The organism is Sphingomonas sp. LR59 (genome assembly GCF_036855945.1).
Lineage (GTDB): Bacteria > Pseudomonadota > Alphaproteobacteria > Sphingomonadales > Sphingomonadaceae > Sphingomonas.
The window spans coordinates 1,937,142-1,962,996 of sequence record NZ_JASPFL010000001.1 but is presented as its reverse complement, the minus strand read 5'-3'; the positions used below and the strand labels follow the sequence as shown (position 1 = coordinate 1,962,996).

The window sequence follows — 25,855 nt, the reverse complement described above, 5'->3', positions numbered from 1 at the left end:
CGGGGAAACACGTCTTGCTGGCGGATTGGGATGGCTGCTCGTTTGAGGCGTGAGGGGCTTTGCCACGCTGAGCACGCCCGCGTGGACATGCCCCACCCCGACCCTCCCCTGAAGGGGAGGGAGTTTTCGTCGTGCCACCATGCAATTTCGGCGCGTCACGCAACGCACTTCCCGCGCGGGCGGGGAACCCTATCCTCGGGACTTATGATCACATCGCGCAACGCAGCGCAGCACAAGGAATGGATTCACGCGAAGGCGCTAAGGCGCGAAGAGAAGACCGGGCAAGTGCGCTAATAAGCTGCTTCTCTTCGCGCCTTAGCGCCTTCGCGTGAACATGCCCTTCTCCGTCATCCTGACGAAAGTCAGGACCCAGGGTCACAAACGCCGCGCTGCTTGGCTCTGGGTCCTGACTTTCGTCAGGATGACGGCGTGGGTGGGGAGGCGTTCCGCTCACAGTCGCGAACGCTGTCGTCTGAAGGGTGCCTATGGGGAGCCTGCGCCTTAGGTACCCCCACGCACCCGTCAGCCCGCCTCAAGCGCCCGTCAGGCGTCGCGCCACGTGCCGGGCTCCAGGCCCGCCACGGTCCAGTCGCCGATGCTCCACCGAACCAGCCGCAGCGTGGGGTGGTCGATCGCGGCGGTCATGCGGCGGACTTGGCGGTTGCGGCCTTCGCGGATCGTTATCTTCAGCCAGCAATCGGGGATGCTCGCGCGGACCCGGATCGGCGGCACGCGCGGCCAGAGGTCGGGCGCGGCGATCCGCTCGACGTCGGCGCGGGCAGGGCCGTCCTTCAGCAGGACGCCGCCCCGTAACCGATCGAGCGCGTCCTCGCCGGCATCGCCCTCGACCTGCACGAGATAGGTCTTGGCCAGCTTGAACTTCGGGTCCGCGATCCGCGCCTGGAGGCGACCGTCGTCGGTCAGCAGCAACAGCCCTTCGCTATCGCGGTCGAGCCGCCCCGCCGGATAGACGCCCGGCACATCGACGAACTGCGACAGCGTCGCGCGTGGGGTCGGACTGTTCACGTCGGTGAACTGGCTGAGGACGTCGTACGGTTTGTTGAACAGGATTACCCGGGGCATGGTGGAGCTTTAGAGGGATTGCCCGTCGGGTTCGACCGCCAATTCCTCTGCTTTCTGATGTTAGCAGTACGTAGCGCTATCGGAAGGTTCAGCCACTGCGGCGAAGTGCCACGATGCGTTCCACGGAGCCTTAACTCGGCGCGTAAAGTCGACTTGTCAGCGTCATGCAAGACACTGATGCCGACGAATCCGAATCGCACTATATTCTAGTCGGGAGATCCGTTGCCAATACAACCGTTGATAAAGCTAGGATCTTTCTCCGAATCGCATCTGTCCGCACTATCTCTCAATAATTTAAACATGTCGTTGGTGCTGATGGGAATTTTGCTGACAGCGTAATTTCCGTTGGATTGCATTACCCCGAGGACGACGTGCCCAAGGACCTTGTTACTCTGCGTCTTTCCCGCTTTATCTGGCACCAAGTTCGCCATAACATCAAGCGAGGCCTTGTAAGCTTGGTCTCCGCTTAACAAAGGAATTATATCAAAAGTTATCTGTTGAGTGCCCGGAGGGATATACGCGGCCCCATCGTTTCTCACCCGGACCTTTGTTGCTCCCGCCAGTAAGTCGCTTTCAATATGGGCGGGAATAAGAGCTGCGGGCGCATCCCCCTTGTTAACGGCAATTATATGCAAGGCCGTGCCGTCGAACGTCGGCATTGTAAGATAAGCGGCCGATTGCGAATGATGGAATGCTTTTATCGCCGATGGAACGGCTATACTTAATACAGATATCAAAGCTGTCAGGACCGCGAGAGCAGTTGATGTTATAGGTAGCGAACCTCGCCAGTCCTGATAGCTGTTACATATCGAGCATATTCTTGCATCCCGAGGTATAGGATGCTTGCAATGCCGACAGGTGGCTTTAACTTCGTCGGACTGCGTGTCTTTACCTGCTGTGCTCATAACGGTCACTTTGACGTATCGCTATAATAAGGCAAGTGCTCGTCAGCGCTGAACTGCGATATATTTCCTAATGTCCGTTGAACGTAATTGCATCGTCTTTAGGCGTCACTTTGGCTTTTAAGTCAAAAGCAATCCGAATGATAAGCTCTTTGAAAGTAGAAAAGGCCGCGGTGTTTCCACCGCGGCCCCTTCGTTTGATCGGCAATCTCCAACCCTTACTGGTCGAGGAAGCTCCGCATCTTCCGGCTACGCGACGGATGCTTCAGCTTCCGCAGCGCCTTCGCCTCGATCTGGCGGATGCGCTCGCGGGTCACCGAGAACTGCTGGCCAACCTCTTCCAGCGTGTGGTCGGTGTTCATGCCGATGCCGAAGCGCATGCGCAGCACGCGCTCCTCACGCGGCGTCAGCGACGCCAGCACGCGCGTGACCGTCTCCTTGAGGTTCGCCTGGATCGCGGCGTCCACCGGGATGATCGCGTTCTTGTCCTCGATGAAGTCGCCGAGATGCGAATCCTCCTCGTCGCCGATCGGCGTTTCGAGGCTGATCGGCTCCTTGGCGATCTTCATCACCTTGCGGACCTTCTCCAGCGGCATGGAGAGGCGCTCGGCCATCTCCTCCGGGGTCGGCTCGCGGCCCTGCTCGTGGAGGAACTGGCGGCTGGTGCGGACCAGCTTGTTGATCGTCTCGATCATGTGGACCGGGATGCGGATGGTCCGCGCCTGGTCCGCGATCGAGCGGGTGATCGCCTGGCGGATCCACCAGGTCGCGTAGGTGCTGAACTTGTAGCCGCGACGATACTCGAACTTGTCGACCGCCTTCATCAGGCCGATATTGCCCTCCTGGATGAGATCCAGGAACTGCAGGCCGCGGTTCGTGTATTTCTTGGCGATCGAGATCACCAGCCGCAGGTTCGCCTCGACCATCTCCTTCTTGGCGATGCGCGCCTCGCGCTCGCCCTTCTGGACCATGTTGACGATCCGGCGGAACTCGGTGAGCGCCATGCCGGTCTGCTGCGTGATGTCGGCGATCTCGGCGCGGATGCGCTCGACCGCCTCGCCCTCGTTCGCGACGAACGCGGTCCACTTCTTGTCGACCTTGTTGACCGTCGCCAGCCAATTCTCGTCGATCTCGTGACCGATATAGCGATCGAGGAAGTCCTTGCGCGGCACCTTGTGGCGCTCGGCAAGGCGCAGCATCTGGCCGCCCAGCGCGGTCAGGCGACGATTATAGGCATAGAGCTGATCGACCAGATATTCGATCTTGGCGTTGTGGAACTGGACGCTCTCGACTTCCGCCGTGAGTTCCTCGCGCAGCTTCTGGTACTTGCGCTCGTCGGCCGCGGAGAAATCGCCGCCGATGCCCATCGCGTCGACGCGCGACTGCTGGATCTTGCTGAACTTCTTGTAGAGCGCGGTGATGCTGGCGAACCGCTCGAGCGCGATTGGTTTCAGCTGCTCTTCCATCTGCGCGAGGCTGAGGGTGTTGTCCTCCTCCTCGTCGTCCGATGCGCGCGGGGCACGACGCTCGCCGTCCTCGTCCTCGTCGGCGGACGGCTCTTCGGGCTCGGCCTCTTCCTTGAACGAGGGGCCGGCGTTCTTCTCGCTGATCTCGCCGTCGTCGGCTTCGCCATCCTCGGCCATCGCTTCGGGGGCGGGGTCCTTCGACAGCATCGCATCGAGATCCATGATCTCGCGCAACTGCATCGTGCCCTCGTTCAGCGCGGTCGACCAGTCGATGATCGCGTTGAAGGTGATCGGCGATTCGCACAGACCGAGGATCATCGTGTCGCGACCCGCCTCGATGCGCTTGGCGATCGCGATCTCGCCCTCGCGGCTGAGCAGTTCGACCGCGCCCATCTCGCGCAGGTACATGCGGACCGGATCGTCGGTGCGATCGATGGTCTCTTTCTTCTTCTCGATCGCGGGGCCTGTGTCGGCATCCGCGTCGGCGGCCTCCGGCTCGTCCTCGTCGTCCTTGGCGGGCTCGGTCTCGCCGTCCTCGCCAGCTTCGTCGTTCTCGACGATGTTGATGCCCATCTCGCTCAGCGCGGCGCTGATGTCCTCGATCTGGTCGGACGACATCTCACCCTGCGGCAGCGCTTCGTTGAGCTGCTCATAGGTGATGTAGCCGCGCTTCTTGGCGCGCGCGATGACCTTCTTGATCGACGCATCGTTCATGTCGATCAGCGGCGCATCGCCGGTTTCGTTCGTCTCGGCGGGTTCCGCCATGTTCGCCTTAGCCATCAATCGCCCTCGGTACCCAACGCTCGGGCGTCTTCGTTCGACTGTACAAGATTTGCAAGTCGGACTTCCAACGCCTGTTTCTCTCTTACCATAGCCACTTGTCGTTCGAACGCATCTTCAGTGAAGTGCGTCTGCATCGCCGCGGTCGCCTGCTTGAGTGCCGCGTCTACCTCAGGGCGGGCGACCATGATCGCGATCGCCTCGTCGAGGTCGGCACGGACGCGGGCTGGATCGGCCGTGGTCTGCGTGAACGAATAGGGCATCGTATCGGCTCTCAACAGGTCACTCGCGACTGAATTGAAACCGGACCTCGCCAATATGGTGAGCAAGCGCCCGCTATCAAGCTTCTGGTCCTCAAGTGCAACATCTACGACCGCTTCGAACAATCGCCCGAGCGCGCCGTCGATCATTTGCAGCGAGCCGAGCACCTCCATGTGACGCGCGATCTCGACCGGGTGGCGGATCAGGCCGGCGAGCACGGCCTTGGCCAATACGCGGTCGATGCCAGTGGCGAGGAAGGCCTTCGCGTCTTCGGTGACGGGCGCGGCGGGGGCTTCCAGCCGCCTTTCGGTCGCTCGCCCCTAGGGACGAAGGGCGCGCGGACGGGTTTGAAATGCTCGTAGAAGCGGTTCTTGAACTCGGAATGGTACTGCTGCTTTACCGAAGGGTCGGCGATGCCCTCTGCGAGTTCGTGGAGGCGGCGCTTGAGACCGGCGCGCTGTTCGGGGGTGTCGAGCGCCTCGGCGGCGACTTCGGACGCCCAGAGCCGGTCGACGAGCTGTTCGGGGGTCTTGAGCAACGCTTCGAACGCGCCGGGGCCGCCGGCGCGGACGAGGTCGTCGGGGTCCTGGCCTTGCGGGAGCGTGACGAAGGCGAGGCTGCGGCCGGGCGCGAGTAGCGGGAGCGCGCGGTGGGCGGCCCTGAGCGAAGCCTTCTGGCCGGCGCCGTCGCCGTCGAAGCAGAGCAGGGGCACGTCGACCATCCGCCACAGTCGTTCGAGCTGGGCTTCGGTGAGCGCGGTGCCGAGCGGCGCGACCGCTTCGCCGAAGCCGGCCTGGGCTAGCGCGATGACGTCCATATAGCCCTCGACCACCAGCACGCGACCGGACTTGCGCGAGGCGGGGGCGGCTTTGTCGAGATTGTAGAGCGTGCGGCCCTTGTCGAAGAGTGGGGTATCCGGAGAGTTGAGGTACTTCGGCTCGCCACCGTCGAGCACGCGCCCGCCGAACGCGATCGTCCGCCCGCGGGGGTCGCGGATCGGGATCATCAGCCGGCCGCGGAACCGGTCGTACGGGTCCTTGCCCTCGACCGAGATGAGCATGCCGGACTCGACCAGCATCGCGTCGCCGTAGTCCTTCAGCGCGGTCTTGAGCTTGCCGCGGCTGTCGGGGGCGAACCCCATGCCGAACGCGCGCGCCGTCTCGGGCCTGATGCCGCGGCGGTCGAGGAGGGCGCGGGCTTCGGTGCCGGGAAGGCCGCCCAGTTGCTCGGTGAACCAGTCGGCGGCGTCGGCCATGACCTCGTGCAGGCCCTTGGCGCGTTCGGCCTTGGCGGCGGACTGGCGGTCCATCGCGGGCATGTCCATCCCGGCGGTCTGGGCGAGCTCCTTCACCGCGTCCATGAAGGGGAGGCCGCGCTGGTCGGTCATCCACTTGATCGCGTCGCCGTGCGCGGAGCAGCCGAAGCAGTGGTAGAAGCCCTTGTCGTCGTTGACGTAGAAGCTGGGGGTCTTCTCGTTATGGAACGGACAGCAGCCCTTGTGCTCGCGGCCCGCTTTGGTGAGCTTGGTGGTCTTTCCGACGAGCGCGCTGAGCGACGTGCGGGCGCGGAGTTCGTCGAGGAATTGTGGGGTTAGCGCCATGGGGTGACTTTGGTGGGGTGGGTGTTTGCGGCCACGCCCTCCCCGACCCCTCCCGCAGGCGGGAGGGGAGTAGAAGGGAAGTTGCGTTTGCGGCGGGCGCGACCGGGTCCCCCTTCCGCTTGCGGGAGGGGTTAGGGAGGGGCGTTCCGCAAGCACGCGCCCGATCTCGGCCACTACGCCCTCCATCCGCTCCAGCACGTCGTTGTTCCAGAACCGGATCACGCGGTAGCCTTGGTGTTCGATGAAGCGCGTTCGCCGGGCGTCGTCGTCGGATTGCCAGTCATGCTGCCCGCCGTCGACCTCGATTACAAGCCTCGTTCCGCGGGACACGAAGTCGCAGATGAACGGACCGATCGGGACCTGACGATTGAACCTCACGCCCGAAATCCGGCGCGCGGCAAGGTGTTGCCACAACGCGCTTTCGGCACGCGTGGGGTTGGCGCGGAGGTTTCGGATGCGGGTGCGTTGTTCCAATGCTCCGTCTCCTCTCGTGGCGCTGCCCTCCCCGACCCCTCCCGCGAGCGGGAGGGAGCAGAATTTACGACAGCGCCGCCTTCACCAGGCCGCTCGCCTTGCTCATGTCCAGCTCGCTGGCGTGGCGTGCCTTCAGTTCCGCCATCACGCGGCCCATGTCCTTCATGCCGGTCGCGCCGAGTTCCGCCTTGATCGCCTCGATCGCCGCCGACGTTTCCGCTTCGCTCATCTGCTGGGGCAGGAAGCGTTCGATCACCGCGACCTCGGCGGTCTCCGCATCGGCGAGCTCCTGGCGGCCGCCCTTCGAGAACATCTCGATCGACTCGCGGCGCTGCTTGACCATCTTCTGCAGCACTTCGACCACCAGCGCGTCGTCGCTCTCGGGCGCCTTTCCGGTGCGCGCTTCGATGTCGCGGTTCTTGATCGCGGCCTGGATCAACGAGATAGCGTTGCGGCTCTGCTTGTCGCCGGCCTTCATGGCGGTCAGCTGCGCAGCCTTGATGTCGTCGCGAATCATGTACTGGTCTTTCAGGCGGTTCGGGATAGCCCGACGGGATAGCGCGTCCGCCGTCCGTTTAACAGATTGACGCTGCGGCACGCCGGCCTTAGCGGACACCACTTAGCGACATCGTCAACGTAAAGAGAGTGCCCAGCCTGATGGCCGACACCAATCCTACACCCATGTCTTTGGCAATGCCTGCTGGCGCCACCGGCGTGCTGGTCCTCGCCAATGGCGACGTGATCTGGGGTCGCGGGTTCGGCGCAGAGGGCAGTGCGGTCGGCGAAGTGTGCTTCCACACCGCGATGACCGGCTATCAGGAGGTGCTGACCGACCCGTCGTTCGCCGGGCAGATGATCTGCTTCACCTTCCCGCACATCGGCAACGTCGGCGCGAACCCCGACGACGTCGAGGCGGACGACCCGCACGCGCTCGGCATCATCGTCCGCGAGGACGTGACGCAGCCGTCGAGCTTTCGTGCGGTCGAGGGGCTGGATGGCTGGATGAAGCGGCACGCGCGGATCGGGCTGTCGGGGGTGGACACGCGTGCGCTGACGCGGCGGATCCGGGTTGCGGGCGCGCCTAATGGGGTGATTGCGCATTCGGCGAGTGGCGAGTTCGACGTGGCGGCGTTGCTGGCGATGGCGCGCGCGTGGCCGGGGCTTGAGGGCATGGACCTCGCCAAGGACGTGTCGACCGAGATGCATTACGGCTGGGGTGAGGACGCGCCCGGCGGGGTTTGGAAGCTGGGCTTCGGCTATTCTTCTTCCCCCTCCCGCAAGCGGGAGGGGCCGGGGTGGGCTCCCGGCTTCCTCGACAGACGACGGTGCGGTTGAGCCTTCTTCCACGGTCACCCAAGCAGGTGAGCGCGAGCCCACCCTCAATCCCCTCCCGCAAGCGGGAGGGGAGGCCGGAAGCCCCACGTCGTCGCGATCGATTACGGCTCGAAGCGCAACATCTTCCGCAACCTCGTCGAGGCAGGCGCCAAGGTTTCCGTCGTAAGCGCCACCGCCAGCTTCGACGACGTGATGGCGCTCGCCCCCGACGGCATCTTCCTGTCGAACGGCCCAGGCGATCCCGCCGCGACCGCCGAATACGCGGTGCCGGTGATCCGCCAGCTGCTGGAGACGGGCAAGCCGCTGTTCGGCATCTGCCTCGGCCACCAGTTGCTCGGTCTCGCGGTCGGCGCGACCACGACCAAGATGTTCCAGGGCCACCGCGGCGCCAACCACCCGGTCAAGCGCCTGTCCGACGGCGCGGTCGAGATCACCAGCATGAACCACGGCTTCGCAGTCGAGCGCGAAAGCCTGCCGGCGAACGTCCGCGAGACGCACGTGTCGCTGTTCGATGGGTCGAATGCAGGGCTGGAACTGACCGATCGGAACGCGTTCAGCGTGCAGTATCACCCGGAAGCGAGCCCAGGCCCGCAGGATAGCCTGTATCTGTTCGAGAAGTTCGTCGGGTCGCTGCGGTGATTGGGACTTCGTCTGGCCTTACGTGTCCGCAGGAGATTCTTCCTGCCACGGATCGATCAGCGCGAGTCCCAAGCCGTCGAAATGCTTCGTGTTCCGTGTTGCGAGCGCCATCCCGCGAGCCAGCGCGGTCGCTGCGATCTGCGTATCTGCCGTACCCGGATTGCGGCCGGCTCGTTCCTGAAGCGCCAGCACGATCGCAAAATGCCGTGCCGCATCAAGGTCGAAGGGCGCTATCCGGTCACGGTAGGTATCCAGGAGCACCGCATATCCCTGCTCGATCGTCGCTCGCTTGCGCCCAACTGGCATCAATTCGACGCCGGCCAACAGCTCGCCGGCTACGATGGTCGATAGCCACAGTCGGTCGGCGTTGTGTTGCGCCCATTTGCGCACGGTCGGGTCTGGTGTTGACCGAAATGCCTCGCTCCAGACATTGGTGTCGACCAGGATCATTCGTCGTCGAACGTCGGGACTCGAGCCCGGCTCCGCGGCGGGATCGGCAAGTCGACCCCCGGGCGGCTAGCCTCGTACAGCATCTCGAACATGCCTTTGCGCGGTTCGGACGCGTCGGGCCTGACCAGCGCGATCAGCGCGCGGCGCGCCTCGTCTTCGAGCGACCGACCATTGCGCGCGGCCCGTTCCCGCAGATCCTGCTCTACGTCGTCGGGCAGGTTCCGGATCGTCACGCTCGCCATGCCGCGTCTCCTGTGATGGCAATGCCATCAACGTATCCCATGATTGCAGGTTAACAATGCCAAAACGCACCGACATCTCCTCGATCCTCGTCATCGGCGCAGGACCTATCGTCATCGGCCAGGCGTGCGAGTTCGATTATTCGGGCACGCAGGCGATCAAGGCGTTGAAGGAGGAGGGCTATCGTATCGTCCTCGTCAATTCGAACCCCGCCACGATCATGACCGATCCCGAGCTGGCCGACGCGACCTATGTCGAGCCGATCACGCCGGCGATCGTCGCCAAGATCATCGAGAAGGAACGGCCTGACGCGATCCTGCCGACGATGGGCGGGCAGACCGCGCTGAATACTGCGCTCGCGCTGTTCCATGACGGGACGCTCGAGAAGTTCGGCGTGACGATGATCGGGGCGGATGCCGATGCGATCGACATGGCGGAGGACCGGCTGAAGTTCCGCGACGCGATGGACCGGATCGGGCTGGAAAGCGCGCGCTCGGCGATTGCACATACTGTCGAGGAAACGCTCGAAGGGCTTGAGAAGACGGGGCTTCCGTCGATCATCCGGCCGAGCTTCACGATGGGCGGCTCGGGCGGCGGCATCGCGTATAATCGCGAGGAATTCATCGCGATCGTCCGCAACGGGCTCGACCTGTCGCCGACCACTGAGGTGCTGATCGAGGAATCGCTGCTCGGCTGGAAAGAATACGAGATGGAGGTGGTGCGCGATCGCAACGACAACGCGATCATCATCTGCTCGATCGAGAATGTCGATCCGATGGGCGTCCACACCGGCGACTCGATCACGGTCGCGCCGGCGCTGACGCTGACCGACAAGGAATACCAGATCATGCGTAACGCATCGATCGCGGTGTTGCGTGAAATCGGTGTCGAAACAGGCGGTTCGAACGTGCAGTTCGCGGTGAATCCGAAGGACGGCCGGCTGGTCGTGATCGAGATGAACCCGCGCGTGTCGCGCTCGTCCGCGCTGGCGTCGAAGGCTACCGGCTTCCCGATCGCGAAGGTCGCGGCGAAGCTGGCGGTCGGGTACACGCTCGACGAGATCGAGAACGATATCACCGGCGCTACGCCGGCCGCGTTCGAACCGACGATCGATTACGTCGTGACGAAGATTCCGCGGTTCGCGTTCGAGAAGTTCAAGGGCGCGTCCAACACGCTCGGCACCGCGATGAAGTCGGTCGGCGAGGTGATGGCGATCGGTCGCAACATCCACGAATCGATGCAGAAGGCGTTGCGCGGGCTCGAGACGGGCTTGTCGGGGTTCAACCAGGTCGATCATCTGGTCGGTGCGCCGCGCGCGGAAATCGAGGCCGCGCTGGCCGTCGCGACGCCGGACCGGTTGCTGGTCGCGGCGCAGGCTTTGCGCGAGGGCTTCACGGTTGCCGAGGTGCACGCGATCGCCAAGTACGATCCGTGGTTCCTGGAGCGGATCGCCGAGATCATCGCGGCCGAGGCCGAGGTGATGAAGGACGGCCTGCCGATCGACGCGCCGGGTATGCGGCGGCTGAAGAGCATGGGGTTCAGCGACAAGCGGCTTGCGTGGCTGGCGCTGCAATCCGCCAATCTGCGGGGCATGAACCGCGGGATCGCGCGCGGCTCGGGGCTGATCCATGAGGTCGTCAAGGCGATGACCGGCGGCGTGACCGAGGAGGAGGTGCGCCAGCATCGCCTGAAGCTCGGCGTGCGGCCGGTGTTCAAGCGGATCGATACGTGCGCGGCCGAATTCGATGCGAAGACGCCGTATATGTACTCGACGTACGAGGCGCCGAGCTTCGGCGAGCCCGAGAACGAGTCCGAGCCTACCGATCGCAAGAAGATCGTCATTCTGGGCGGCGGGCCGAACCGGATCGGGCAGGGGATCGAGTTCGATTATTGCTGCTGCCATGCGTGCTTCGCGCTGGCAGACGCGGGCTATGAGACGATCATGGTCAACTGCAACCCGGAGACGGTGTCGACCGATTACGACACTAGCGACCGGCTGTATTTCGAGCCGCTGACCGCCGAGGACGTGCTGGAGATCCTGCATGTCGAGCAGCAGAACGGCACGCTGGTGGGCGTGATCGTGCAGTTCGGCGGGCAGACGCCGCTGAACCTTGCGCGCGCGCTTGAGGCTGCGGGCATTCCGATCCTGGGGACGACGCCGGACGCGATCGATCTGGCGGAGGACCGTGAGCGGTTCGCGGCGCTGATCACCAAGCTCGGGTTGTTGCAGCCGGCCAATGGCCTGGCGCGGAGCCGGGACGAGGCGGTCGCGGCGGCCGAGCGGATCGGGTATCCGGTGCTGATGCGGCCTTCCTATGTGCTGGGCGGACGGGCGATGGAGATCGTCGATACGATCGGACAGCTCGAGCATTACATCGCGACCGCGGTGCAGGTGTCGGGCGACTCGCCGGTGCTGATCGACCAGTATCTGCGCGATGCGATCGAGGTCGATGTCGATGCGATCTGCGACGGGACCGACGTGGTGGTCGCGGGCGTGTTGCAGCATATCGAGGAGGCGGGCGTCCATTCCGGCGACTCTGCGTGCTCGATCCCGCCATATTCGCTGTCGGCGGAGATCATCGCCGAGATCGAGCGGCAGACGGTGGCGCTCGCGCATGCCTTGTCCGTCGTGGGCCTGATGAACATCCAGTTCGCGGTGAAGGATGGGCTGGTCTATCTCATCGAGGTCAACCCGCGCGCATCGCGCACCGTGCCGTTCGTCGCCAAGGCGATCGGTGCGCCGATAGCCAAGATCGCCGCACGCGTCATGGCGGGCGAGAAGCTGGTCAATTTGCCGAAGATCGACCGGCATATCGACTATTATGCGGTGAAGGAGGCAGTGTTCCCCTTCAACAAGTTCCCGGGCGTCGATCCGGTGCTGTCACCGGAAATGAAGTCGACCGGCGAAGTCATGGGAATCGATCCCGATTTCACGATCGCATTCGCCAAGGCACAGCTGGGCGCGGGGACGATCCTGCCGACCAAGGGCAATGTCTTCGTCAGCGTGAAGGACGGCGACAAGGCGATGATCGTCGATGCGGTGAAGGCGCTGATCGATACCGGCTTCTCGATCGTCGCGACGGGTGGGACGGCAGATCATCTGGCGCGCGCCGGCTTGCCGGTCGAGAAGGTCAACAAGGTGGCGCAGGGTCGGCCGCATATCGTCGACCGGATCAAGGACGGCGATATCGCGCTGATCTTCAATACCACCGAGGGGTGGCAGAGCCTGAAGGACTCGCAGCCGATCCGCGCTTCCGCGCTCGGCCAGCGTATTCCGTACTTCACGACCGCGCCTGCTTCGCTCGAGGCGGCGAAGGCGATCGCCAAGCTTTCGACGCACAGCCTTGAAGTACGGCCGCTGCAATCCTATTATTCGCAGTCGCACGACTGATCCCGACATGAGAATGATGTGTGGGCGGGGCTGGTACAGGGCCTCGCGCGGGGAAATGGATTTGGGGACGAGATGATGGCGACCGTCGAAAAGATGCCGATGCTGCAGGAAGGCTATGAGACGCTGAGCGCGGATCTGAAGCGCCTGAAAGCCGAACGTCCGACGATCGTCGACGCGATCGAAGAGGCGCGCGCGCACGGCGATCTGAGCGAGAACGCGGAATATCATGCCGCGAAGGAGCGTCAGGGTCAGGTCGAGGCATCGATCTCCGATATCGAGGACAAGCTGTCGCGTGCGCAGATCATCGACCCGAAGGATTTGTCGGGCGACAAGGTCGTGTTCGGCGCGACGGTGACGTTGCTTGACGAGAACGACAAGCCGGTGAAGTATCAGATCGTTGGCCAGACCGAGGCTAACGCGAAGACCGGCCGCATCTCGTACAATTCGCCGCTGGGTCGCGGGCTGATCGGGCGGAAGCTCGACGAAGAGGTCGAGGTCACGGTGCCGGCCGGCGAGCGGTATTACGTCGTCTCCAAGATCGAGTTCATCTGAGCCTTATGCAATTTTTCGAGACGCGGGCGACGGCGATCATCACGATCGTGACGGTCATCGTCTCGGGATTTCTGGTGCTGAGCGGGTCGCTTGGGTATTGGGCGGTGAACGCCGGGTTTATCCCGTTGCGGATGACCGATGTTGGTATCCCCAGCGACCATGTGTTCGTCGTGCCTGCCTGGGCGACGCCGCTGACCGCGACTCTGATCCATGGCGGCTGGGCGCATATCGCGCTGAACCTCGTGATGCTGGTGTATTGCGGGCAGTTCGTCGAGAAGGCGCTGGGGACGGTCGGGCTGGTCGTGCTGTACGTGCTGGGTGCGTATGCGGCGGCGGCGGGGCACTGGGCGTTCGGGCCTGAGTCCACTGCGCCGATGATTGGCGCCTCGGGCGCGATTTCGGCGGTCGTTGGGGCTTACGCGCTGTTGTATGGCGAGCGGCGGGCGCAGGCCATCGGGCCGGTGCCGGCTGGGGTCGTGCACGTGGCGTGGCTGGCAGCGGCGTGGATCGGGATCCAGTTGCTGATGGGGCTGGCCGGGTTCGGGGCTTCGGTTGGCGCTAGTGGGCCGATTGCGATCGGCGCGCATATCGGTGGGTTCTTAGCGGGGCTGGTTCTGGCTCGGCCGCTGTTGCTCTGGCATTACCGCGCGGCTTGAGCGCCCTATCCCTGACAAGCGCTCGCCGCCCCACGCTAGTCTACACCCACACCCTCACACCCACACCGTTCGTCCTGAGTAGCTGCTGAGCTTGCCGAAGCGGCGTATCGAAGGATGGGTTGGCGCTCGGGACCTGTGCTTCGATACGAGCCCTCGATACGCTCCTGACGGAGCTACTCGGTCTCTACTCAGTACGAACGGGTGGGGGAAGGGGCGGCGCGAAGGACATGCGCGCTTGTGCGCCTTCGTCGGGTGTGCCGACGTTATCTCTACCCTATCTAGGCGGAGGTAGAGCGTGAGTGGAATGCGTCAGTCAACCAGCCAGCGCGACGGGTGACGGGAGCACTGCTCGGCGTGCCCTCACCCATCGCCGCATTCGGCGTTTCTCCCTCTCCCGTCGGGAGAGGGAAGGGCCCCGCGGTTGCTTGGCCGTGGGAAGGGTGAGGGCAAGTTGTTTTGCGCTATGCCAGTTTCGCTAGGTCATGAGCACAAGCTTACGTTGGCGAAGGCAGATGTGCCGTCGCGCAATGTCATCCCCGTGCAGGCGGGAATCCATAGCCTATGCCGCTGCGAGCAAGTCGCGAGGTTAGCCAATATGGGTTCCCGCCTCCGCGGGAATGACGGCTCAGGGGGTAGTTCAGGCTGCAGTCGCGCCCAGGTTCGGCTCGAGCATCCGGTGCAGATGCACCACGACGAACTTCATCTCCGCATCGTCCACGGTCCGCTGCGCCGCAGCACGCCAAGCCTTCTCGGCGCTGGCGTAATCGGGAAATACGCCGACGAATTCGATCTTGCTCAGATCGTTGAAATCCAGGGTGCGCGGGTCGCTGACGCGGCCGCCGAATACGAGGTGGAGCTTGCTCATGCGCTGCTTGTCCTTGGGAGGGAGGTTGCAGATGCCCTAGCGTGTTCGACCCGCGCTTTGAACCCTTAGTCGGTCTCTATTTAGGCAGCTGGCTTTTGCGAAACGGCCTTCGCACCTGCGGTACCCGCGGTGGTCAGTGCCTTGACGACGCCTTCGAGCAAACCCTTGGCCTGACCGCGCGCATTGTCCTTGGTAAGGCCGAGTTCGCCGAGTTCCGACTGGCCCGCAGCCTTGGCAGCAGCGGTGGCGGCGACGACGGTCTCGTTAAGACGCTTGCCGACTGGGGCGAGCAATTCCTTCTCGCGCGCCGAACGCGGGATCAGCGCGCCGGCGAGCGCGCCGACGGCGAGACCGCCGACGAGGATGCCGAGCGGGTTGGATTCAAGGTTGTTCACGACGCGCTTGGTCTTTTCGCGCGAGACTTCGAGAACCTCGGAAGCCTTGTCGCCGGCCTCGTGATAGACCTTCGAGGCGGTCTCGCGGACGGTGTCGAGGCCTTCGCGCAGACGGCTTTCGGTCTCGTGGGCGGCTTCGTTTGCGGTGGTCTTTGCGTCGGTCATGGAAATGTCCTTCTGATGGCAAGCTGCTCGCCGTTCAATTCAATGGGGGTTCAACGCGAGCCGGGACTTCAAGGTTTCAATGCGGTGACCGCAGTCAGTGCAGTCAGCGCCCGCGGCGGAAGAGTCCGACGATCCGGTGCCGCGCGAGAAATAGCCCGGCGACCGCGGCAAACCCTGCGGTCGGTCCCGGATTGCGCTTAACCGTCTCCACGCTCGCGGTCAGCGCGGCGGTGCCGGCATCGGCGACGTCGCGACTGGCGTTGAGCGCGAGCTTCCGCGGGTTGAGCCGGTCCTGCAACTGCCCAACCGTCATCATGACGCGCTGGCGGGCGAGGGCAGCTTCGATCTCTGCGGCGGCTACTTTGGCGGATGTCATGATACGGGCTCGCTTTTGGTCTGAAGCTTCGACTTGCCGATCATCGCCAGGATGCCGGCCAGCGCCAGCACCGCAACGACGACGATCACGGTCGACCATCCAGGCCCTACCAGCGTTGCCAGCGTCAAGATCGCACCGACCAGCAGTGCGATCAGCGCGGCCAGCGCCAGCACGCCGGCGACCGCGAAGAACATCGCCGCCGACTTGTACGCGCTGGCCGTCTCGCCGAATTTCGCCTTGTAGACGGCAACTTCCGCGGTCGCGAGACTCTTCGTCTCGGTCGCCAGCCGGCCGACGATCGACGAAAGGCTTTCGTCTTCGCCGGTCAGCATCACGGGATCGGACAAGGCGTCAGGCCTTCGGGTTGGCGTCGACGCCCGACTGGACCAGTCGCGCGATGACGAAGCCGATAGCTGCTGCTGCGCCGACCGCGATCGCGGGCGACTTGCGCACCAGTTCGCGCGCGTCGTCGACCAGCTCGTCGATGTCCTTCGCCTTCACCTGGTCGGCGAAACTCGAGACGCTGTCGGCAGCGCTGCGGGCATAGCCGCCGTACTGCGAGCCGAGCTTGTCGTCGACCTGACCGGCCGCGTCGTTGAGCAGTTGGGCGATCTGCTCGAGCGCGCCGCTTGCACGGGCCTTACCGTCCTCGGCGAAGGTGCGCGCCTTGTCGGCGGCCTGCGCGCTGTACTTGCTCGCGCCTTCCTTGATCGCCTGCTTGGCGTCGGCGGTCTTGCCGGAGAGATCGCTGGTGCCGTTATCGATCGTCTTGCCGAGCTCGGTACCGACCTCGTTCGCGGTCGTTTTCAGGTCGTTGACGGTATCGTTTACGCTGGAGTCGGCCATGACGGTCCCTTTCAGAATTGTTACGCCCTCAACACCGCCGCCGGAGCACGGTTCCCGAACCGTCGCGCGATTGCACGACACTATTCTCGGATGTCCGCGCGATTGCCCGATATGGCGTGAGACGGTAGAGGCGGCGCGAACGACCCGGCACCGGGATTTGTAGGAGCATCGTTACGTGACCGCAATCATCGACCTTCATGCACGCCAGATCCTCGACAGCCGCGGCAATCCGACCGTCGAGGTCGACGTGCTGCTCGAAGACGGCAGCTTCGGCCGCGCCGCCGTACCGTCGGGTGCGTCGACCGGCGCGCACGAGGCGGTCGAGCGCCGCGATGGCGACAAGAGCCGTTGGGGCGGCAAGGGCGTCGACGGCGCGGTCGACGCGGTCAACGACGAGATCACCGACACCGTGCTCGGCATGGACGCGGAGGATCAGTCGGACCTCGATCGCGCGATGATCGAGCTCGACGGCACCGAGAACAAGGGCCGCCTGGGCGCCAACGCGATCCTGGGCGTCAGCCTCGCCGTCGCCAAGGCCGCAGCCGAAGCGCGTGGCCTGCCGCTGTACCGCTACGTCGGCGGCGTGCAGGCGCATCTGCTGCCGGTGCCGATGATGAACATCATCAACGGCGGCGAGCATGCCGACAACCCGATCGATTTCCAGGAATTCATGGTCGTGCCGGTCGGCGCGTCGAACATCCTCGAGGCGGTCCGTTGCGGCTCGGAGATCTTTCACACGCTGAAGAAGGGCCTGAGCGAGAAGGGCCTGTCGACCAGCGTCGGCGACGAGGGCGGCTTCGCGCCGAACATCGGCAGCACCACCGAGGCGCTCGACTTCATCATGTCGAGCATCGAGAAGGCTGGGTACAAGCCCGGGGAGGACGTGATGCTCGCGCTCGATTGCGCGGCGACCGAGTTCTACAAGAACGGCAAGTACGACATCTCGGGCGAGGGCCGGATCCTCGAAAGCGCCGAGATGGCGGAATATCTCGCGGACCTGACGCGGCGCTATCCGATCTTCTCGATCGAGGACGGCATGGGCGAGGACGATTGGGAGGGCTGGAAGACGCTCACCGACCTGATAGGCGACAAGGTCCAGCTGGTCGGCGACGATCTGTTCGTGACCAACCCGAAGCGTCTGAAGCGCGGGATCGACGGCGGCTATGCGAACTCGCTGCTGGTGAAGGTCAACCAGATCGGCACGTTGACCGAGACCTTGGAGGCGGTGTCGATGGCGCAGCGGGCGAAGTACACCGCGGTGATGTCGCATCGGTCGGGCGAGACCGAGGATGCGACGATCGCCGATCTGGCGGTCGCGACCAACTGCGGGCAGATCAAGACGGGCAGCCTCGCGCGGTCGGACCGGTTGGCGAAGTACAACCAGCTGATCCGGATCGAGGAAGAGTTGGGTGACGCGGCGCGCTATGCGGGTCGCGACATCCTGATCGGCGGCTGATAGGCTGGAGTCTGGGAGAACGAGCATGGCACGCGTGACGACGAAGACCAGCAAACTGCGGAGGACGATGCGCAAGGCCGCGTGGCCTGCGCTGGGGCTGACGCTGATGGCGTTCTTCGGTGCGTATGCCGTGCTCGGGCCGAACGGGATGTTCGCGTATGGCGACTATAAGCGCCAGCTTGCGAAGCGCGAGCAGGACTATGCCGCGCTCGATCGCAAGCGTGAGGTTCTGAAAAACCGCGTTGCTCTATTGAACCCGGATCATGCAAATCCGGATATGGTCGACGAGATGGTCCGCAAGGAGCTGAACGTCGCGCATCCGGACGAGGTTATCGTCCCGCTGGGCAATTGATGCCGGCTTACCACCACTGCGCATAGGAAGGGCACGGGAACACCGTTTGTGGCCCGGAACGGCGTGAACGGGGTCGCCATACGCGCACGGCCTCGTAACTCGCTTGGCGCTTGAGGGCGATGCAATAGCGCCACGGCCGGCGGAGTGGGACCACGTTCGTCAGTACGTCATAATCGCGTTTGGAGATGCGGATATCGTCACGCTCACCCTCCGATCCGATCGATAGGAAGGGCGTCGCCTTTGCAAGGCCCACCGCGTGGATGGGGAAAATGGTGGTGACGACGGGCTCGTCGGATCGCCAGAACAGGGCGACGTCGACCATTCGATAGGCGACCGTCGCGCCGACGATCACGCCAAAGACAAAGCCGATCGTAGCCATCAGGCAGCGGACCACCCAGGGTCGCGCCTTCGCTTTGTGGTGGCCGACCGCACCTTCTACCACACCGATCACGATGCCGGTCCGAAGCCCCGCCATACCGCCGAGCAAACTGATCGCGGTGACGAACCAGATGTTGATGGGTGAGACGACGATCGTCGAGGTGGCGTTGATCGTGACGACCCAGCCAAGGAAAGCCGCAACGGAAACGCCGATGGCGGCCCGATCGGCTTGGCGTGTCGGCAAGACGCGACGAGGCGCGCGAGTTTGGTATGAGAGGGCCACGCGGATGTCGTAGTTGGGAAACTGTAAACAAGTTAATTGAGCGCGACCGAGGCTGGTTTTTCGACCCCCATTCCCGGTTCCACCTAATCCAGGGTTACTGGCGAGCGCCAGAACCCTGGATCAGAACGATGTGGAGACCCGGAAAGCGTTACTTACCCAGGAACGTCAGCAGATCGTTGGTGAAGCGATCGCTCTCGGTGATCGTCAGGCCGTGCGGTGCACCGTCATATTCGACGAGCTGCGAGCCGGCGATGCCCTTGGCTGCAGCACGGCCGGTGGCGTCGATCGGCACCGTCTTGTCGCTCGTCCCGTGCACGATCAGCGTCGGCACGCGGAACGCCGCCAAGTCACCGCGGAAGTCCGTATGCCCGAACGCTTCTGCACAGCGCAGCGTCGGATGCAGACCTGCCTGCATCGCCAGGCCCCAGGCCCAGTCGACGACCTCGTCGCTGACCGGCGAGGTGATGAACCCGACGCCGAGGAACTGCTGGAGGAAGGTCTTGAAGAACGCCGGGCGGTCGTCCTCGATGCCCGCGCCGATGCTCGCCAACGTTTCCGCATCGACACCGTCGGGGTTGTCGTCGGTCTTGAGCATGTATGGCACCACGGACGCGATCAGCCCGGCGGCGACCACGCCCTTGCCGTCGTAGCGGCTCATGTAGCGCGCGATCTCGCCGCCACCCATCGAGAAGCCGACGATCGTCGCATCGGTGTTCGCGCCGGTCGCTTCCATGACATCGGCGAGATCGTCGGTGAGCGTGTCGTAATCGTAACCGCTCCAGGGCTGGCCCGAGCGGCCGAACCCGCGACGGTCATAGGCGATTGCGCGGAAACCGGCCTGTGCGAGCGCCATCGCCTGCGCGTCCCAGCTGTCGGCGTTGAGCGGCCAGCCATGCGTGAGGATCACCGGGCGGCCGGTGCCCCAGTCCTTGACGTAGATATCTGTACCGTCACGGGTTTTTATATAGGGCATCGGTGTCTCCAGTCGGTCGAAACAGGTGCGCAATCAACGGCTCAGCGTGGGCACCGTTCCGCGCACTGGCGCAGCGGCGCTTCGACTGGCAGCATGGCGTCACGAATCGGAATTGGAGACGAGATGCGGATCGGACTTCTGGCCACGGTGGCGGCGGCTGCGCTGACGCTGAGCGCGTGCGGGCCTGCGCAGACTATTTCGAACACACAGGCTGCGGCACCTGCGCCGACCCCTGCTGCGAAGAACGACTGGGCCGGGTTCCGCGACGGCTTCATCGACGGCTGGTTCAAGATCGATCCGGCGAATGCGGTCTATCAGGGCAAGCATGAGTATGATGGCGGGCTCGGCGATTGGAGTGCTGCGGGACTGAAGCGACAGGCGGACTTCCTACACGGCGCGATCGACAAGGCGGGGGCGTTCAAGGATCTGAAGCCCGCCGAGGCGTTCGAGCGCGATTATCTGGTGCAGGTCGCCAAGGGGAAGCTGTTCTGGTTGGAGGATGCCGACCAGCCACACCATAATCCGGCCTGGTATGTGAGCGCGGGGCTCGATCCGAACACGTATATCGCGCGCAACTATGCCGATGCGCCGACCCGGATGAAGGCACTGACCGCGTTCCTGCAGAAGATCCCGGCGGCGGCGGGCAACATCAAGGCGAACCTCAAAGCGCCGATGCCGCTGAGCTACGTCAATTACGGGACGGCGGCGTTCAACGGCTTTGCCGACTATTACGCGGGCGACGCGGTGAAGGCGTTTGCGGGCGTGAAGGATGCGGCGGCGCAGAAGCAGCTGACCGATGCGGCGCAGGCGGCGTCGAAGGCGATGCGCGATCTGGGGACGTGGGCCGAGGGCCAGCGTGCCACCGCGACGCAGGACTTTGCGCTGGGGGCGGACAAGTTCTCGCGGATGGTGGCGATGACCGAGGGCGTAGATACGCCGCTCGACCAGCTCGAGGCGGCGGGTGTTGCGGATCTGAAGCGCAACCAGGCGGCGCTGGCGCAGGCGTGCGGGGTGTTCGCCAAGGGGCAGATGATTCTCGCGTGCATGGACAAGATGAACGCGAACAAGCCGGTCGGCGGCCCCGTCGCGGAGGCGCGGCGACAAATCCCGACGCTGCGTAAATTCGTGGTCGATCACGACCTGCTGACAATCCCGGGGACCGAGCAAGCGCTGGTCGAGGAGTCGCCGCCGTATAACCGACAGAACTCGGCGTATATCGATCCGCCGGGGCCGTTCGAGACGGGCGTGCCGTCGATCTACTATATCTCGCCGCCAGACCCCGCCTGGACCAAGACGGTGCAGGACGCGTTCGTGCCGGGCAAGAACGACCTGCTGTTCACGTCGGTGCACGAGGTGATGCCGGGGCATTTCGTCCAGTTCCTGCATGCGAACCGGTCGCCGTCGCTCTTTGGGCGGCTGTTCGTCGGCTATGCGTTCGCCGAGGGGTGGGCGCATTATGCCGAGGAAATGATGTGGGAGGCTGGGCTCAACAGCGGCGATGCGGAGACGCATGTCGGGCAGATCTCGAACGCGTTGCTACGGGATTGCCGGTATCTGTCTGCGATCCGGATGCATGCGAAGGGAATGACGCAGGAGCAGTCGTTCCGGATGTTCGTCGACGAATGTTATCAGGACGAAGGTAATGCGCGGCAGCAGGCGGCGCGGGGGACGTATGATCCGGCGTATCTGAACTACACGATGGGCAAGCTGATGATCCGCAAATTGCGGGCGGACTGGACCGCGACACGGGGTGGGCGGAAGGCTTGGAAGGCGTTCCACGACCAGTTCCTGAGCTATGGCGGGCCGCCGATTCCCTTGGTGCGGGCCGCGATGATGGGGGAGGCCAAAGCCAGCGCGGCGTTTTGAGTGTGGGGCTAATCCTCCCCGGAACGGGGAGGGGGACCAGCGAAGCTGGTGGAGGGGGCTTTCCCGGCGAGATACGGTCGTTAGTATTCCGGGTTGCGTTCTGCTGGCGGGGGTTGCCGAGTTCGCTCTTCAAGGCGGTACGCTCCGGGTGATCCCCCTCCACCCCCGCTCTGCGAGCGGCGGTCCCCCTCCCCGTGCCGGGGAGGAATAGCGGGGTGAACATTCTTCTGCTCCCTCTTCCCTCCGGGGAGAGGGCTGGGGTGAGGGGCTGTTCCGGAGGGGGCGCTGCTTGGCTGCCCCTCACCCCGACCCGCTCCCCGGAGGGGAGAGGGAGTAGGTCACCTCGCTTGGGAGGCCGGCTGCACGTCCTGCGTTTCTTCAGTTGGTGGGTTGCGGATCGAGGGGCGGAGGCGGCTCAGGCTGCATAGACCTGCCACGAGCGCTAGACCTGCTGCGACCAGCGGCGGGGTCATGCCAGCGCCTACGCCCATCGCCAGCAACGCCGCGACCAGGGTGGCGCCGGTGGTCTGGCCAACCAGTCGCACGGTCGACACAAGGCCCCCGCCGCCGCCGCCCGCTCCCGTGGCGCACTCCCGATAATCAGCCGCGCATTCGGCGCCATGAACATCCCGAACCCCGACCCGCACAACGCCATCCGCCACGCGATGTCGAAATACCCCGGATCCGCCGGCATGTAGGCGAGCAGTAGCAGCGCACAGATCGAGACGCTCATCCCGATCCCGCCGAGCAGCCCCGCCGGATACCGATCCGACAACCACCCCGACAGCGGCGCCACGACCATGTTCGCCAGCGGCCACGGTGCGATTGCGGCGCCGACCTCGGCCGCGCTGAACCCATAGGCGTGCGTCAGGCGAAACGGCGTCGAGAGCAACAATGTCATCTGCGCGATGAACGCAGTGTACGCACCGATCGCCGACAGCGCGAGCACCGGCCGGGCGAGCAGGTCGATCGGCAGGATCGGCTTGGTCTCGCCCTGCTCGCGCTTCACGAAGAACCAGCCGATCACCGCGCCCGTCAGCACGATCGCCGCCGACACGATCGGGCTGTCGCCGTGGACCGCGCTCTCCGCACCGCCGATGACGAGCCCGATCATCGCCGCGCACATCACTGCGCCGAGCACGTCGAAGGGTTCGTCACGCCGGTGCGGTTCGGGCAGCGCGCGGCCGAGCAGCAGCGACGCGATCGCGAACGGCACCGCGCTGGCGAACACCCACGGCCACGGCGCGATCGCCAGCACCAGCCCGCCGATCGTCGGTGCGAGTGCTGCCGAACTCGACACCACGACCGAATTGATCCCAAGTCCGCGGCCGAGCTGCTTGGCGGGATATATCGAGCGGATCAGCGCCGACGAGACGCTCAGCGCCGCCGCTGCGCCCAACGCCTGCGCGGCGCGCACGACCAGCAGGAAGGGCAGGCTCTTCGCGAAGAAACACAGCAATGTCGCGACCGTGAAGAGCAGCTGGCCGTACTGGTACATCCGCTTCAGCCCGATCCGGTCGCCGAGCCCCGAGAACGGAAGCAGCGCCATCGCCAGGATCAGCTGGTACACCGTGACCACGGTCACCACCGCGCTGTTGCCGACGTTCAGGTCGCGCGCGATCGTCGGCAGTGCGACGGTGGCGATGCCGCCATCGATGATCGTCAGCGCCGTTCCCGCCGAAATCGCGGCGATCGCCATGAAGCGGCGGGGCTTGGGCAGGCCGTCGGCGGCCGATATCTGGTCCGGTTGCATTGCGGACCGCGATAGACCCCGGCATGTATCGCGCCAAGCAAATCAGGGAGATACGGTGATGCGGGTTCTGGCTTCGATGCTTGCGGCGACGATATTGAGCGGGGCGGGGATATTGAGCGGGACGGGCGGCCTTGCAGGCGGCGCGGCGCTTGCCCAAGTCGCACCGATGACGAAAACCGACACTGCCGCCGATCCGTATATCTGGCTCGAGGACAAGGATGGCGCGAAGCCGCTTGCCTGGGTCGAGGCGGAGAATGCGAAGACGCTCCCGCGGCTCCAGAACGATCCGCGCTACAAGACCTTTTATGCCGAGGCACTGGCGATCGCGTCGGCCAAGGATCGCATCCCGATGCCGAACCAGATGTTCGGGCGGATCTACAATTTCTGGCGCGATGCCGACCATCCGCACGGGCTGTGGCGCTGGACGAGTGCGGCAGATTACGCATCGGCAACGCCAAAGTGGACCTCCGCGCTCGATCTCGATGCGCTGGGCAAGGCCGAGGGCAAGCAGTGGGTCTGGAAGGGCTCGACCTGCCTCGAGCCCGAGCAGCGGCTGTGCCTCGTCGCGCTGTCCGAGGGCGGCGAGGATGCGGTGACGTATCGAGAGTTCGATCTGCAGACCGGTGCGTTCGTCGCGAACGGCTTCACGCTGCCCAAGTCGAAGCAGGATGCGACCTGGGTCGACAAGGATACGCTGCTGGTCGCGCGCGACTGGGGCGCGGGGACGACGACCCAGTCGGGCTATGCGTTCGTGATGAAGCAGTTGAAGCGCGGCCAGCCGCTCGACGCTGCAACAGAGGTCTATCGTGGCGCCGCGACCGATCAGGGCGGCACCGCGGCGAACGTGCTGACCGACGAGAAGGGCAACCGCCTGATCGTGATCCAGCGCCGCAAGACGTTCTTCGGCGCGGACAAGCTGGTATGGACGCCGGCGGGTGCGCGACCGCTTGCATTGCCCGACCGGACCTTCCCGGCAGGCATGATCGACGGGCAGGTGATCTTCTCGACCAGCGATCCGTGGGACAAGATCCCCGAAGGCGCGATCGCGTCGGCGCCGCTCGCCGAGGTGGAGAAGGGGACGATCAACCCGACCATCGTCTTCGCGCCGGGTCCGCGCCAGTCGATCGACGGCATGGGGCTGACCAAATCGAAGCTGTTGCTGGTCGTGTCAGACAATGTCCGCGGCCGCGCGTCGGTCTACACGCATGGGGCGGGGGCTGGACCGCCAAGCCGATCGCGCTGCCCGACAACGCCTCGATCGACGTGGCGAGCACGACCGATCGCAGCGACGACGCCTATCTGACCGTGACGGGGTTCCTGACACCGACCTCGCTGTATTCGCTGGATGCGGCCTCTTCCGCTGCACCGAAGCCGATCAAGACCCTGCCGCCGAAGTTCGACGCGTCGAACGACGTGGTGGAGCAGTTCGAGGCGACCTCGACCGACGGGACGAAAGTGCCGTATTTCGTGGTCCACAAGAAGGGCATCGTGCTCGACGGGACGACGCCGACGATCATGACCGCCTATGGTGGGTTCGAAGTGTCGATGACGCCGAGCTATTCGGGGAGCACCGGCAAGCTGTGGCTGGAGCGCGGCGGGTCCTATGTGCTCGCCAACATCCGCGGCGGCGGCGAGTTCGGGCCGAAGTGGCATGACGCCGGGCGGAAGACGAAGCGGCAGGTGATCTACGACGACTTCGCCGCGGTGGCGAAGGACCTGTTCACGCGGAAGCTGACGAGCCCGGCCAAGCTCGGCATCTATGGCGGCTCGAACGGTGGTTTGCTGATGGGGGTCGAGTTCAACCAGCATCCCGATCTCTGGAAGGCAGTGACGATCCAGGTGCCGCTGCTCGACATGATCCGCTACGAGGGGATCGCGGCGGGGGCGTCGTGGGTCGACGAATATGGCTCGGTGAGCGTGCCCGAGGAGAAGGCGTTCCTCGAAAAGATCTCGCCCTATCAGAACATCAAGAAGGGCGTCGCGTATCCGGAGCCGTATATCTGGACGACCACCAAGGACGACCGCGTCGGGCCACAGCATGCGCGGAAATTCGCGGCGCGGCTGAAGGAATATGGCCTGCCGTATCTCTACTACGAGGATACCGCGGGCGGCCATTCGGGCGATGCGGATATCGAGCAGGGGGCCCGGTTGCAGGCGCTCCAGATGACGTACTTCATACAGAAGCTCGTCGGGCCTGCGAAGTAAATGCAATCCTCCCCCGCCAGGGGAGGTGGCAGGCGTTAGCCTGACGGAGGGGAGGGCGCGACAACCTGCGTTCCGTGTCCTCCCCTCCGTCACCTTCGGCGACACCTCCCCCT

At 64.5% G+C, this 25,855-nt stretch carries 19 protein-coding genes and 5 pseudogenes; 8 read left to right on the top strand and 16 right to left on the bottom strand.

Going from position 1 to position 25,855, the window contains the following annotated elements:
* Positions 1-543: 543 nt before the first annotated feature.
* From QP164_RS08985 to QP164_RS08960, 6 genes and pseudogenes are all read right to left on the bottom strand, one after another.
* Positions 544-1,083 (bottom strand): pseudouridine synthase, encoded by a 540-nt coding sequence (locus tag QP164_RS08985; protein WP_333922920.1) that lies wholly within the window; start codon positions 1,081-1,083, stop codon positions 544-546.
* 206 nt (positions 1,084-1,289) lie between these two features.
* The gene (locus QP164_RS08980; protein WP_333922919.1) at positions 1,290-1,742 is read right to left on the bottom strand and encodes a hypothetical protein; all 453 of its coding nucleotides are present in this window, start codon (positions 1,740-1,742) and stop codon (positions 1,290-1,292) included.
* Between the two features lie 461 nt (positions 1,743-2,203).
* Complete coding sequence (gene rpoD, locus QP164_RS08975; protein WP_056062280.1) at positions 2,204-4,231, bottom strand: RNA polymerase sigma factor RpoD; 2,028 nt, start codon at positions 4,229-4,231, stop codon at positions 2,204-2,206.
* Positions 4,231-6,092 (bottom strand): annotated as a pseudogene (gene dnaG, locus QP164_RS08970) (DNA primase). The gene rpoD and the pseudogene dnaG overlap by 1 nt, the downstream one beginning before the upstream one ends.
* Positions 6,093-6,302: 210 nt before the next feature.
* A pseudogene (locus QP164_RS08965) lies at positions 6,303-6,506 on the bottom strand (DUF559 domain-containing protein); the annotation flags it as partial.
* A gap of 124 nt (positions 6,507-6,630) precedes the next feature.
* Positions 6,631-7,083 (bottom strand): GatB/YqeY domain-containing protein, encoded by a 453-nt coding sequence (locus QP164_RS08960; RefSeq protein WP_107952276.1) that lies wholly within the window; start codon positions 7,081-7,083, stop codon positions 6,631-6,633.
* A 140-nt stretch (positions 7,084-7,223) separates the two neighbouring features.
* Between QP164_RS08960 and QP164_RS08955 the strand changes: the two are divergent.
* Positions 7,224-8,540, top strand: a pseudogene (locus QP164_RS08955) (carbamoyl phosphate synthase small subunit).
* 18 nt (positions 8,541-8,558) lie between these two features.
* On the opposite strand, the gene QP164_RS08950 reads toward QP164_RS08955, so the two are convergent.
* Together QP164_RS08950 and QP164_RS08945 are read right to left on the bottom strand one after the other, a co-directional pair.
* Positions 8,559-8,990, bottom strand: a complete 432-nt coding sequence (locus tag QP164_RS08950) for a type II toxin-antitoxin system VapC family toxin (RefSeq protein ID WP_333922918.1) — start codon at positions 8,988-8,990, stop codon at positions 8,559-8,561.
* Complete coding sequence (locus tag QP164_RS08945) at positions 8,987-9,232, bottom strand: FitA-like ribbon-helix-helix domain-containing protein (protein WP_132740443.1); 246 nt, start codon at positions 9,230-9,232, stop codon at positions 8,987-8,989. Before QP164_RS08945 ends, QP164_RS08950 begins: the two co-directional genes overlap by 4 nt.
* A gap of 56 nt (positions 9,233-9,288) precedes the next feature.
* On the opposite strand from QP164_RS08945, the gene carB reads away from it, so the two are divergent.
* From carB to QP164_RS08930, 3 genes are all read left to right on the top strand, one after another.
* Complete coding sequence (gene carB / locus QP164_RS08940) at positions 9,289-12,621, top strand: carbamoyl-phosphate synthase large subunit (protein ID WP_333922917.1); 3,333 nt, start codon at positions 9,289-9,291, stop codon at positions 12,619-12,621.
* A 75-nt stretch (positions 12,622-12,696) separates the two neighbouring features.
* Positions 12,697-13,173, top strand: coding sequence for a transcription elongation factor GreA (gene greA / locus QP164_RS08935; protein ID WP_056052861.1), 477 nt, complete (start codon positions 12,697-12,699; stop codon positions 13,171-13,173).
* Between the two features lie 5 nt (positions 13,174-13,178).
* Complete coding sequence (locus QP164_RS08930; protein WP_333922916.1) at positions 13,179-13,829, top strand: rhomboid family intramembrane serine protease; 651 nt, start codon at positions 13,179-13,181, stop codon at positions 13,827-13,829.
* Between the two features lie 637 nt (positions 13,830-14,466).
* Here QP164_RS08930 and QP164_RS08925 read toward each other — a convergent pair.
* The 5 genes from QP164_RS08925 to QP164_RS08905 form a co-directional block, all read right to left on the bottom strand.
* Positions 14,467-14,694: a DUF4170 domain-containing protein gene (locus QP164_RS08925; protein WP_187504180.1), complete on the bottom strand. Its 228-nt coding sequence runs from the start codon at positions 14,692-14,694 to the stop codon at positions 14,467-14,469.
* Positions 14,695-14,774: 80 nt separating this feature from the next.
* A complete protein-coding gene (locus QP164_RS08920; protein WP_333922915.1) occupies positions 14,775-15,254 on the bottom strand; it encodes a hypothetical protein in 480 nt (159 codons plus the stop codon).
* A 103-nt stretch (positions 15,255-15,357) separates the two neighbouring features.
* Positions 15,358-15,630 carry a phosphatase gene (locus QP164_RS08915; RefSeq protein WP_132740434.1) on the bottom strand — a complete coding sequence of 91 codons (273 nt, stop codon included), beginning with the start codon at positions 15,628-15,630 and terminating at the stop codon, positions 15,358-15,360.
* The gene (locus QP164_RS08910; protein WP_248521721.1) at positions 15,627-15,977 is read right to left on the bottom strand and encodes a phage holin family protein; all 351 of its coding nucleotides are present in this window, start codon (positions 15,975-15,977) and stop codon (positions 15,627-15,629) included. The genes QP164_RS08915 and QP164_RS08910 overlap by 4 nt, the downstream gene beginning before the upstream one ends.
* A gap of 4 nt (positions 15,978-15,981) precedes the next feature.
* The gene (locus tag QP164_RS08905; RefSeq protein WP_333922914.1) at positions 15,982-16,476 is read right to left on the bottom strand and encodes a hypothetical protein; all 495 of its coding nucleotides are present in this window, start codon (positions 16,474-16,476) and stop codon (positions 15,982-15,984) included.
* A gap of 175 nt (positions 16,477-16,651) precedes the next feature.
* On the opposite strand from QP164_RS08905, the gene eno reads away from it, so the two are divergent.
* Both eno and QP164_RS08895 read left to right on the top strand, forming a co-directional pair.
* Entirely contained in the window at positions 16,652-17,932 is a 1,281-nt protein-coding gene (eno, locus tag QP164_RS08900) for a phosphopyruvate hydratase (RefSeq protein WP_333922913.1), read from the top strand.
* 25 nt (positions 17,933-17,957) lie between these two features.
* A complete protein-coding gene (locus QP164_RS08895) occupies positions 17,958-18,284 on the top strand; it encodes an FtsB family cell division protein (protein ID WP_332754345.1) in 327 nt (108 codons plus the stop codon).
* Positions 18,285-18,291: 7 nt separating this feature from the next.
* Here QP164_RS08895 and QP164_RS08890 read toward each other — a convergent pair whose 3' ends face one another.
* Positions 18,292-18,945, bottom strand: a complete 654-nt coding sequence (locus QP164_RS08890; RefSeq protein ID WP_333922912.1) for a hypothetical protein — start codon at positions 18,943-18,945, stop codon at positions 18,292-18,294.
* 148 nt (positions 18,946-19,093) lie between these two features.
* Entirely contained in the window at positions 19,094-19,918 is an 825-nt protein-coding gene (locus QP164_RS08885) for an alpha/beta fold hydrolase (RefSeq protein WP_132896903.1), read from the bottom strand.
* A 123-nt stretch (positions 19,919-20,041) separates the two neighbouring features.
* On the opposite strand from QP164_RS08885, the gene QP164_RS08880 reads away from it, so the two are divergent.
* On the top strand, positions 20,042-21,784 hold the full coding sequence (locus QP164_RS08880; protein ID WP_333922911.1) for a DUF885 domain-containing protein: 1,743 nt from the start codon (positions 20,042-20,044) through the stop codon (positions 21,782-21,784).
* Between the two features lie 338 nt (positions 21,785-22,122).
* On the opposite strand, the pseudogene QP164_RS08875 reads toward QP164_RS08880, so the two are convergent.
* Positions 22,123-23,537: pseudogene (locus QP164_RS08875) on the bottom strand (MFS transporter).
* Positions 23,538-23,613: 76 nt separating this feature from the next.
* On the opposite strand from QP164_RS08875, the pseudogene QP164_RS19850 reads away from it, so the two are divergent.
* Positions 23,614-25,742, top strand: a pseudogene (locus QP164_RS19850) (prolyl oligopeptidase family serine peptidase).
* The last annotated feature ends 113 nt before the right edge of the window (positions 25,743-25,855 follow it).

Bases quoted from the DNA above. Each gene is read 5' to 3' on its own strand.
- QP164_RS08985 (WP_333922920.1), bottom strand. From the start codon at position 1,083: ATGCCCCGGGTAATCCTGTTCAACAAACCGTACGACGTCCTCAGCCAG.
- QP164_RS08980 (WP_333922919.1), bottom strand. From the start codon at position 1,742: ATGCCGACGTTCGACGGCACGGCCTTGCATATAATTGCCGTTAACAAG.
- rpoD (WP_056062280.1), bottom strand. From the start codon at position 4,231: ATGGCTAAGGCGAACATGGCGGAACCCGCCGAGACGAACGAAACCGGC.
- QP164_RS08960 (WP_107952276.1), bottom strand. From the start codon at position 7,083: ATGATTCGCGACGACATCAAGGCTGCGCAGCTGACCGCCATGAAGGCC.
- QP164_RS08950 (WP_333922918.1), bottom strand. From the start codon at position 8,990: ATGATCCTGGTCGACACCAATGTCTGGAGCGAGGCATTTCGGTCAACA.
- QP164_RS08945 (WP_132740443.1), bottom strand. From the start codon at position 9,232: ATGGCGAGCGTGACGATCCGGAACCTGCCCGACGACGTAGAGCAGGAT.
- carB (WP_333922917.1), top strand. From the start codon at position 9,289: ATGCCAAAACGCACCGACATCTCCTCGATCCTCGTCATCGGCGCAGGA.
- greA (WP_056052861.1), top strand. From the start codon at position 12,697: ATGGCGACCGTCGAAAAGATGCCGATGCTGCAGGAAGGCTATGAGACG.
- QP164_RS08930 (WP_333922916.1), top strand. From the start codon at position 13,179: ATGCAATTTTTCGAGACGCGGGCGACGGCGATCATCACGATCGTGACG.
- QP164_RS08925 (WP_187504180.1), bottom strand. From the start codon at position 14,694: ATGAGCAAGCTCCACCTCGTATTCGGCGGCCGCGTCAGCGACCCGCGC.
- QP164_RS08920 (WP_333922915.1), bottom strand. From the start codon at position 15,254: ATGACCGACGCAAAGACCACCGCAAACGAAGCCGCCCACGAGACCGAA.
- QP164_RS08915 (WP_132740434.1), bottom strand. From the start codon at position 15,630: ATGACATCCGCCAAAGTAGCCGCCGCAGAGATCGAAGCTGCCCTCGCC.
- QP164_RS08905 (WP_333922914.1), bottom strand. From the start codon at position 16,476: ATGGCCGACTCCAGCGTAAACGATACCGTCAACGACCTGAAAACGACC.
- QP164_RS08895 (WP_332754345.1), top strand. From the start codon at position 17,958: ATGGCACGCGTGACGACGAAGACCAGCAAACTGCGGAGGACGATGCGC.
- QP164_RS08885 (WP_132896903.1), bottom strand. From the start codon at position 19,918: ATGCCCTATATAAAAACCCGTGACGGTACAGATATCTACGTCAAGGAC.
- QP164_RS08880 (WP_333922911.1), top strand. From the start codon at position 20,042: ATGCGGATCGGACTTCTGGCCACGGTGGCGGCGGCTGCGCTGACGCTG.